Annotated in this window: 5 protein-coding genes; 1 reads left to right on the top strand and 4 read right to left on the bottom strand. The window is 29.5% G+C overall.

The window, feature by feature from the left end; all coding sequences use genetic code 11:
* Positions 1-6: 6 nt before the first annotated feature.
* Positions 7-2682 carry a hypothetical protein gene (locus G9F72_RS01210; protein ID WP_164956991.1) on the bottom strand — a complete coding sequence of 892 codons (2676 nt, stop codon included), beginning with the start codon at positions 2680-2682 and terminating at the stop codon, positions 7-9.
* 324 nt (positions 2683-3006) lie between these two features.
* On the opposite strand from G9F72_RS01210, the gene G9F72_RS01205 reads away from it, so the two are divergent.
* The gene (locus G9F72_RS01205) at positions 3007-3438 is read left to right on the top strand and encodes a hypothetical protein (RefSeq protein ID WP_164956992.1); all 432 of its coding nucleotides are present in this window, start codon (positions 3007-3009) and stop codon (positions 3436-3438) included.
* A gap of 638 nt (positions 3439-4076) precedes the next feature.
* On the opposite strand, the gene G9F72_RS01200 is transcribed toward G9F72_RS01205, so the two are convergent.
* From G9F72_RS01200 to pglZ, 3 genes are all read right to left on the bottom strand, one after another.
* Positions 4077-5462: an SH3 domain-containing protein gene (locus tag G9F72_RS01200; protein WP_164956993.1), complete on the bottom strand. Its 1386-nt coding sequence runs from the start codon at positions 5460-5462 to the stop codon at positions 4077-4079.
* 189 nt (positions 5463-5651) lie between these two features.
* Positions 5652-7700 (bottom strand): protease Lon-related BREX system protein BrxL, encoded by a 2049-nt coding sequence (gene brxL / locus G9F72_RS01195; protein WP_164956994.1) that lies wholly within the window; start codon positions 7698-7700, stop codon positions 5652-5654.
* A gap of 22 nt (positions 7701-7722) precedes the next feature.
* Positions 7723-10275 carry a BREX-1 system phosphatase PglZ type A gene (gene pglZ / locus G9F72_RS01190; protein WP_164956995.1) on the bottom strand — a complete coding sequence of 851 codons (2553 nt, stop codon included), beginning with the start codon at positions 10273-10275 and terminating at the stop codon, positions 7723-7725.
* Positions 10276-10308: the final 33 nt, after the last annotated feature.

Genomic DNA, 10308 nt, shown 5'->3' with positions numbered 1-10308 from the left:
TACCACTTAGAATAAATGTTTTCCAAATGAAAATACATGTTCTGTTAATATATCAGTGTTTAGGTGTACCTTTGTAGTTACTGTATTTCTTAAATTGTGTATTATTGATGCTAATATATCGTTATCCATATCACTTTTAACAATTTTTATATCAAATAGATTCCTATATTTGTATTCTTTGGTAAAATCGTCATATTTAAATTCATTAGCATTTGGCTTCATACCTATTACTTTTTCTCCAACGCTACGATAATACAAGTCATTAAGCCTATATATGCATTTTAATATACCCGTTTTATCAGTTTCTTCATTTATTTGAGCAAGCTCTGTTTTTGAAATACTAGTTTGAACAATGGATGCATTCATCAATGATAGAAACATTCTTGCTGTCAATTCTTCTGGTTGTTTTAGCTGATGGGAGATAATTACTATTTTACTCCTTTCGTCTTCTTCTATTACGCTCCTTATCTCTTCAAGTATTTCTTCATCTGTCTTAAATGGTATATTTAAAGATGTTGCCCTTTGTTTCTTTATTTTATATAAAATATTATTAATTTCGGATATATGAAACCATTGTTCTGTATATTGCTCTAGTATGGGTTGAACCTCAATAGTATCATCATCCATTCTTATAACAAATGAAATAACTTGCCTTGATTTGCATGTTTTATCTGAAGTTGTTTCATTTTTAGCCTCTTCATATATTTCCTTTTCATTTGGGTTTAGGTCTATATATCCAAATGAATATATAACTTTGTCACCTAATTTTATATTTGAATTAGTAAATCCAAAATCATTAAATAAATCTAATAAAGATGCCCTTGTTTTATTATTCATTTTACTCGTAGACCCAATAGGTATTATAAACTGATTAACAATTCCCATTTTATTTAAAGCATCTCTAATAATACCCTTTGCATCTATTCTTGCATTTTCCTGCTTGAGTTCTATTAAAGCCACTGAGTTTTCCTTAAATGAACCTAACTTGCTTTTGATAATATTAGCCCTCTCTATTGATGTTTCACTTTCAGTTTTTTTTCTTGAAACAATATCTTTATCTTCAATCTCAATTATATTTAAAACTAAATCTTTATTTTGCAAATGTAATAAATATGTTACCTCATCAACCTTTGTTGTAAGTAGTTTTGATTTTTTCAATGTATCTATTTTTTTAATATTTTTGTTGATTTTGGTGTTTTTAGTTTCTTCCGAAGAAAAATTTGTGTTCTCAATATCCGCCAGTACTATAGTTGGATATTGGAAAAATTCATCTATATATTTAGTAATATCTAAAGTTTTTTTAACTTTAAAATTATCTTCCTCACTACATAATGATGCTTCATCTTCAGCGCTTATACCTTCATGGCTTTCTATTTCCTTGGCATCAGTGTTTTCTTTAGGCAATTGTTGAGCCGTTTTAAATATGTATAAATTTAAATTATCAACATCTTTTTTTATCCTTATTTTATTAAAATCAATTTTACCCTCATCTATTGCTGTTGAGGTTATTTTCTTTTTTTCTCGAAATTTAAGGTAGTCATCATATTTAAAAGGAACAATTCTAAAAGGCGGCAAATGAATTGCACCTTTACAGCAACTGAGGATATGTTTATGTATTAATACTTTATCATTTGCATGTGCTCCGCTTCCAATCCCTGTGGAAATATCATCATCCATAGACGTATGATATCCCAGTAGAATATCATCATTTTTACTCTTATGAGTTAATGCTTGCACTACATCTTTTAATTTTATTTGTTCTTTAGTAGCTAAACAATTTTCTAACACAAAATCTTTATAGTAAAATCTTATAGGAAAACTATATTCATTATTTTCGTCGTACTTATCATTTTTAGCTATTCTTATTGTAATATATCTATCCTCTTTCTTTATGTATAGAGTGTGTTTTATATTAATAACCCTATTTTTTCGGAATTGTGTACCAAGATTCTCAGAATTTACTGCATTATCAACATACCTTCTCACAACAATATCAGGCTCAAAATACATTTTTCCGCTATAATTAACCAGATTAGGTTTTATAACATAAGAAATTTTATATGTATTACCTTTACTTTTCAAATTACCATTTTCATAATATTCATCATCCACAGTGTAACTGATAACCTCTGTTACAGCTTCTAATCCGCCATTAGGATTATGACATGGCAAAAATTTATACTCTTTATTATCATACATAAATGGCTTAGAGCATATATCTAGAATTATTTTTGCTTTTACTAACTTCTCATGTACTTTTATCTCATCTATACCAACTATTGAATTTGTATACTCATAGTTTTCATTTATATTTAGCTGCACTTTATTTTCTTTAATGAAGTCATAAATATTACCTAACAGCATATATTTTATTTTTTCCAAGCTTCCTTTTGATATTGTTCCATAGGTATAAAAATTTCCATTATTAAATTCTAGAAATGCCCATGGTTCAAATTGAGATATTTTTTTAGGTATTTCAAGCATATTATTTATTTTCCACATATCTTTAAAATTATTTTTTTTAGCCCAACTGTATAGTGAATTAACTATTTCTTCAAAAGATAAGTTAAATCTATATTTAACAAAATTGGACGTATTTAAGTATTTGTCTGTAATTTCATAGCTTAATTGCAGGTTTAAACAGTTCTTTCCCTTTATTGGTTTATTTTTTCCTTCAACCATTCCTATCACCTCTATAATTATTTCACATAAACATAATACCATATTAGCCATCTTTATTATATTTTATAAATATATATTATATACGGTAATAATCAATTGATGGTCGTACACAATGGAAGATACAGTATTATTTAATATAAATATTGAATTGTCTCATTGAAAATAAAATTGCTATTTATATGTTAAATATTTGAAATTTACATTAATATTCTATATAATTGAATAAGGACATACTTGTATAATTGGACGAAGCAAAGATTTATCACTTAGACATAGATATAAATAGATTAGGTATACTTTTAATATAAAAAAGGGGGTATTGTTATGGTAGCATGGGAAAGATTAGGTTTTAACATGGGGTTATTAAAAATATTAATTATTTTTCTTGTTGCAATTCCTGTTTTAAGTCTTACTCTCCAATATTTAATTAAAACAAATAGGATAAAGCCTAGCAAAGTATCGAGGCTATTTCATGACGATGATGAAAGTTTCATTAAATCTTGGAAAAAAATAAAGGAAAAAGGAATGTTAAGATTTACTATTAAAAATATTATTTCTTACGCTATTATGATGGGTATAATTGGCATAGTTTTTATATTGAACAAACTTAGCATGTATGGATATGAACAAAGCCAAACTATGTTTGTTGCTTTGATATTTGGTGCTATTACGGGTTTATTAAATTCTCTAATTGGATGGGGTATAAATAGTGATAGGTATAGCAAATTAACAGAAAAAGTGGGAAATGGCAATTAAAAAGAGTTAAGTCGCAATGTTCATTTATTATGTCTTAACATTATCCTATCAGCGTTATTAAAAGGCTATTCTGCCTCATGCTTAAAATTAATAGCAAACAATAACTTCCAGTTATTGTTACGTCCCCCGAGGTGTACCATAAACTGAAAATTTATGTTTGCTAAAAGCAGAGTTATCATAATTAAGTAAAAGTCTAACATAATATTTAATCTTGAAATTTAATATAATATAGGTAGAAATTTCCTCACAGGTAGATTGAAAAAAACGATGCAGAAATAACCGAAATCAATACGCCAAAATAATGTTGTATAATTATAAGAGATAGATATAATAATAGTAGTAGGTTGCTTTAACATCCTGCTAAAATACAATTCTAGTTGTTTAGACAACTGAACTGATATTACTAAAATTTAAAATCAAAAATAGTAGTTTCCACTTGCGGCGGAGGGCTACTATTTTTTAGTCTAAATTTATCATTAATTATATGAAGACTTCTTACTTGCTGTAGTTCCTCAGCTTTTTAATTCATTTTGGCACTATCTACCAATAACTTCCAGTTATTTTTACGCCCCCCGAGCTTGTACCATAAATGGAAATTTATGTTTGCTACCCTCTAGATAATAATAAAGACCTCTATTTTAATCAACTCTGTGTATGTATTTAGTAGATACCCACCCCCCATAATCGCAATTGTCCTTACCAACAAATTGTATTTCCGTCCATTCCCTATTTTTCCCTATAATAATAACTACCTCACCTAATATCAATTTATATATTATTTGGGATTTAAAATTATTGCTTGTCCTCACATCTAATGACTTTTTATTAACTAAGCCAAAATTGCCTTGATAAATCTTATTGATTATTTCGCTATTAAAATGCTTTTCAATCGAAACTTTAAGTTGGCTTTTAATCAATTTTATAATCCTTTTTCTATCATTTAAAATCTCATCTGGATAGTTACTGCTTTCTCTTTGTTTCTTTAGAGTATTGTAAATTCTTTTTAAAATATATTTTATTGCCTCATATCTAAAGATAAACGATGCAGGATTCGCAATGGCAAACGCATTTATTTCCCCATTTACTTTGTTCCCAAATGCAAAAATAAAAAGAAAAAATTTTACCATCTCATCTAATCCAGATTCAACATTTCCACTTAGTTTCCCTATATTTTCTGCTATTTGCTGTTTAATAGGTGTTTTTTCAAGTGATGTACTAACCAATTGGGGCTGTGTGTTTATAATTAGTACAAACATGAAAATAAACATTAATATATTAATAATAGACTTTATTTTTGTTACGGATTTAGCGCTCTGTTCCACTTCTTGTTCTGATTCCATATTCTCTAAGAAATATGAACTAACATCCTCTATAGCATCTTTAATGTTAATAGTTTCATCTAAATAATCAACTGTTCCATTCTCATTTATTTTTACATTACTAAGGTCTATACCTTTAAGCTGGTCGCCCAATTTATCTTGAAATTGTGCCATCATTCCATTAATTCCTAGTGTTGCCGTACTCAGTGCTGAAATCATGCTAAAGTCTATACCTTTAAACTGTTTTCCCAATTTGTTTTGAAACTGTTCCATCATTCCACTAATACCTTGTATTGATGCCATAATTGATGATGTATTCGTTGAATATGTACTCAGTGCTGAAATCATGCTAAAGTCTATACCTTTAAACTGTTTTCCCAATTTGTTTTGTAACTGTTCCATCACTTCACTAACGCCTAGTATTGATGCGCTAATTGATGATGTATTCGTTGAATATGTACTCAGTGCTGAAATCATGCCAAAGTCTATACCTTTAAACTGTTTTCCCAATTTGTTTTGAAACTGTTCCATCACTTCACTAACGCCTAGTATTGATGCGCTAATTGATGATGTACTCATTGCCGCCATATTACTAAGTGCCATACCACTCAACACCTTACTTGTTCTTTCAGATTGTTTGCTTAATGTATTTGCAGCCAAACCTAAAGTGAATTTTAGAGATAACTTGTCTCCATCTTCTTTCACTATTTTCCCCCCCCACAATTTCTTTATTAGTATCTTTAAAATAAATTTTAACTGATTTCTTATAATAAACAATTGAAAATGTGAATGAACGCAATTTTGTATTTTAATGTTTAGATTTAAAACACATAATTGCAACCACTAATTCAATTACCTCAACTCAACTAATTAAAAAATAATTAACTGCTCTACTTAACTTACCCCTAATCCCTTATATACTGCATCAATAGGGTCTGAGTAGAATATTGGTTGAACTTTAATAAGCAGCTCTGGTGGTACAGTTTGAAAATCAACAACTGCTGAAGCTGGTATTAAAACCTTCTTTGCTCCCGCATCAACACACACCTGTAAACAGTTAGCAAATCCTTCTATCTTACTTATAGTTCCTCCAACAGTCATATTACCTAATACAGCAAGGCTTTCTTGAACAGGCTTTTCTAGCGCACCTGAACAAAGTCCTATGAGTTCTGCGATTCCCAGCTCTGGTGTTAATCCTATTCCCTGCATATCACTTATGTGCATCAAGAAATCCTTTGATTTTGTGCTTATAGAATTACTAATACTCTTTGAATTTGATGTAAAATACCTAAATGCAGTATCTAAAGCTTCTTTTACATCTCTGTTTGAACCTGCTCCAGACTTTCCAAACTTTCCAGTTCCACTTACTACTTCGTTTTCAATTTTATATACACCAATCATTCCTGAGTCACCATGTCCTACAACATATACATGCCCTGGTTTTCCAAGACCTTCTGGTATAAGTTTTCCTCCACCTTGTTCTGGAACTGAAACAAACTCTTCACTTAAGCTTTCCTTATCTATATAAGAGAAGTGTACATCATAAAACTCCATGCCACCTATCTTCTTGAGCTGTTCTTTTACTCTTCTTCTTCCTACAAGTGCATACTTTAATACTTCTTCTACGTCTTCTTTAGTAAATTCACCATTAGGGTAGATAAGCTTTAGAAGCCCTGAAACAGTCTTCCTAACCGATATTACATCTCTTTGATTTAAATTATTACCAAGCTTGAAGTATTTATCCATAGCGTCAGAGAATGAACGTTTTCTCATTTCTCTAAAAAATTCTGCCATGTAATCCACAATAAATCCATAATTATCTGTTAAAAACTCAGGTCTCATTTTAGGAATTTCCCAACCAGGTATGTAAAAGTGCATCCTGTCAAAGAAAGCGCAGTCATTAGCCATTTCTTCAGGGAATGGGGCAAATAAATGAGAAGTTTTTATCAGTGAATCTAAACTTTGATTAATATTTCCTACAAAAACCATGGAAGCGGACGCAGCTTTTTCTTCTTTTCCTCTTGAAAAAGAACCAGAAGCCATGTAATCCTTCATAATCTGTATTCCGTCTTTGTCTTTAAAGCTAATTCCAGCAACTTCATCAAAAGCAACAACATCCCACATGCCAACTAATCCAACTTTTCTTGAAGACATATTATAGAAAAGATTAGCAACGGTACTTTGTCCCCCCGAAACTAAAATGCTATTAGGCGAAATTTCTTTATAAACATGTGATTTACCTGTCCCTCTTGGTCCAAGTTCACATACGTTATAATTATTCTCAACTAATGGCACAAGCCTCTCAAGTAAATGCCACTTAACTTTATCTTCAAGCTGCGTACACTCCATCCCAGTTGAACGAACAATAACATCTATCCATTCTTCCTTTGTAAAGTTTTTTCTTCCCTCAAATATTTCTGTAATGTCCATATTAGGCATTTGAATTGGTTTTAAACTTGATATACTAAATGGATTTGAATTTTTTACCTCTTCATCAAAAAAATAATCCATTTTTAAGATACACCATATACCACCCTGAAGTAGCTTATCAAATTCTTTAACATAACTCGGAGATATAGGCACACCTTTTAGTCCAAGGTTAGAAAACTCCGCCTCATATGTATCTATTCTTTCATTTAATTTTACCGTCAGTTTATCTATTATAGTGAATTGTCCAAGCTCTCTAACTTTAGATTTTATTTTTTCCGCTTCATCTGGGCGTACAAAGTTCTGAGAAAGAATATCCTTTACTCTCTCTACACCTTCATTTATACTATCTTCATCATCAGTAGCACAATACATTCCTAAGAGATATTCAAGTACATAAACTGGCACGTTTGCTCCTTCTTTAATGGATTTTGTAAGGTCTTTTCTAACTACCCTACCAGAAAAATATTTATTAAGCTTCTTATCTAAATCTAAACTAATTCCATCGTTCTCCATTTATATCCTCCCCAAACCTTTCTTAAAAATCAAAATCACTTGCTATTCCTAAATTAATGACGAATGGTATTTCTTCTAATACAATGCCTGTTTCTTTATCTTTAATAATAAGGTAATATTTCTTATTTTTATCATAATTCATGGCTTTTAATGTTAATTTAATTTTAAAAACTCGCTCCTCAGGTCTTTCATTAATTGAATCAGCTATCATGGTTTCAATATTAGAAACAATATTCTTTTCTACATCCATCATATAAACTTCTAATGTTGAGGAAGTTATCTTCTTGTTTATTTTTTCTGTTTGAAAAAAATTAAGCTTAAATATACTATTAGTAATCTTTCTAACTTCATTTGTTAATTTAACTTTAACCTTTTCAGCCTTAATGCTATTTTTATATGAACTTCTTATATTCTTAAATGAAACTACTGGAACAACTAACTCTTGTAGAGTAGCTCCACCATGTACAAATTTACTACCTTCTCCCTGAACTTTAAACCTAATATTTGATTTTGGCATATAGGCAAAAACATCATTTTCATTTAATAGATACTTCATATCTATTTTTAAAAGATTATCAATTTCTCTATTTTCTTTTGTAATGAAACTTCTTCTGTTCTTATCTATAACTTCAACAGCTTCTTTACCTATCTTGTCACTCTCTTCTAAATCGCTTCTCTGATATATAAATCCGTGGTCTGCTGTAACAAGAACATTTATTCCTCCAAGCCAATCAGTTATTTTATGCACTAAATCCAATATTTCATCCACAGCCTTTTGCACCACTTCAACTGTATATATTTCTGTCGCTCCCTTATCTGAAGTTGCATCAATAGTATCATGATAAACATATACGAGCTTATACCCCTTTAGAGCATCAGAAAATTCTATTTTATTCTTAGGTAATTTCTGATAATCAACAGCTATGCTATTATCAAAGTTTTTATTTAATATTTTATTTCGATTTTGTACTCCGCTACTATCATTTCCATCTACAAATACTCTGCCATCAGCCTTAATACTTATAGTATCATGTGGAAGTAATGCAGCCATCCCTAGTTTAGTTATGGATGGTACAGTGGATAGCATTGAAGATATAATCGTTGAATTAATTACTTCTTCGTTAAGCTTTGTAGCTATTTCTGCTCCAACCTCATATCTAAGGGCATCTGATATAATTACAAATACTCTGTCTCCCTTAGATACCAAAGGATTAACATATGTTCTATAAAAATCCCTTTGATTATCTATTCCAGGTATTCTCCAATCTTTTTTCATATCCTCACTTATGGCTGAAGTCCAATTAGTCCCAATTTCAGGTAAGTACCAATTTACATACAAATTTTCAGCTAATGATTTAAGCCTATTAATAACATTACTCTCTGGTTGTAAATCATAAAAATAATAAACTTTTCGATAAAAAGTATCCATCTTATAATACTCAGAAACGTAATCTTTAAATATTTTTTCATTATTCTTTTGTGGAATTCCCATATTATGTTTTTTGTAAAACTTGTGCATTTCAACAACGTTTAATAGTGCTTCGTAAACACCCTCATATTGTTCATAGAAATGTTTAGTCCTTCTTCCTCTTATAAGTTCTATAAATCTATCATAATCCTCACTTTTATTTTCCAAGCTTTCCACAATATTTTTAATTATTGCTCTATCAAAAACCTTTAATACGTCTATATCTTTATAATCATCAATATCTAATACCTCTATAAGTTGTGAAGCATTAACTTCTTTTTCATACTCCTCTGCTAACAAATCGTACTTCATATAATCTATTTTATGATTTATCCAGTGGTCTATAAAAACAACACAATTAGGTTTGTTTTTCCCAATAAACTCACTAATTCTGCTTAATTTTTCTTCATTAATGTAGCTACCCAATACAGTTGATATAATGTATACAAATAATTTTGTTAAAGTTTTATTCTCCTTAACAAACCCGTACTTTATTTTTGCATAATCCCAAAACACTTTTTCTATGTTGTATTTTTCAAAAGCAGTATAGTATTTATTATCCTGTTGATTTAAAGATTCCATCAATACTACTTTTAAAACTTCTTCAAACTCTATAGTCTTTGAGTTACATACTGCTCCTAAAATGCCCAATTCTAATTTTTCTTTTGTATCAATATTTTCTTCAAATCTATCAAACTTATTTCTTCTTTCCATTGAATTAAAAAACTCTTTATGTTCACTAAATATATCTCTTAGAGAAATATCTATTTCAAGTTCTTTCATTGTTAAAGAAGTTTTATCAGCATAGAATTGCTCTGAATATACAACTATATCTAATAGCCAATTCTCTTTGTTATCTTGAATTTTTACTGTATTATATAATAAAAAGTTCGATTTAATATCCTCTTCCTCAATAAGATATTTGGTAAAAAAACTATTTGTAGGAGTTAATCTATGAATCCTAACTCCCTCTATATTAACCTCATTAATTACATCCTCAAATTCTCTGTCATAATCATTCCAAAAAATAATCTTTCGTTTTTCCCCATTTTTCAAAGGCTGATTAAATTCATTTTTAAGGGAATCCATTACATCAATGTTCGCCATTCCTTCATCTCCCTAAAGTAAAATTGTTTCATT

The organism is Clostridium estertheticum, assembly GCF_011065935.2.
Classification (GTDB): domain Bacteria; phylum Bacillota; class Clostridia; order Clostridiales; family Clostridiaceae; genus Clostridium_AD; species Clostridium_AD estertheticum_A.
This window is presented reverse-complemented; position numbering and strand designations above follow the sequence as displayed.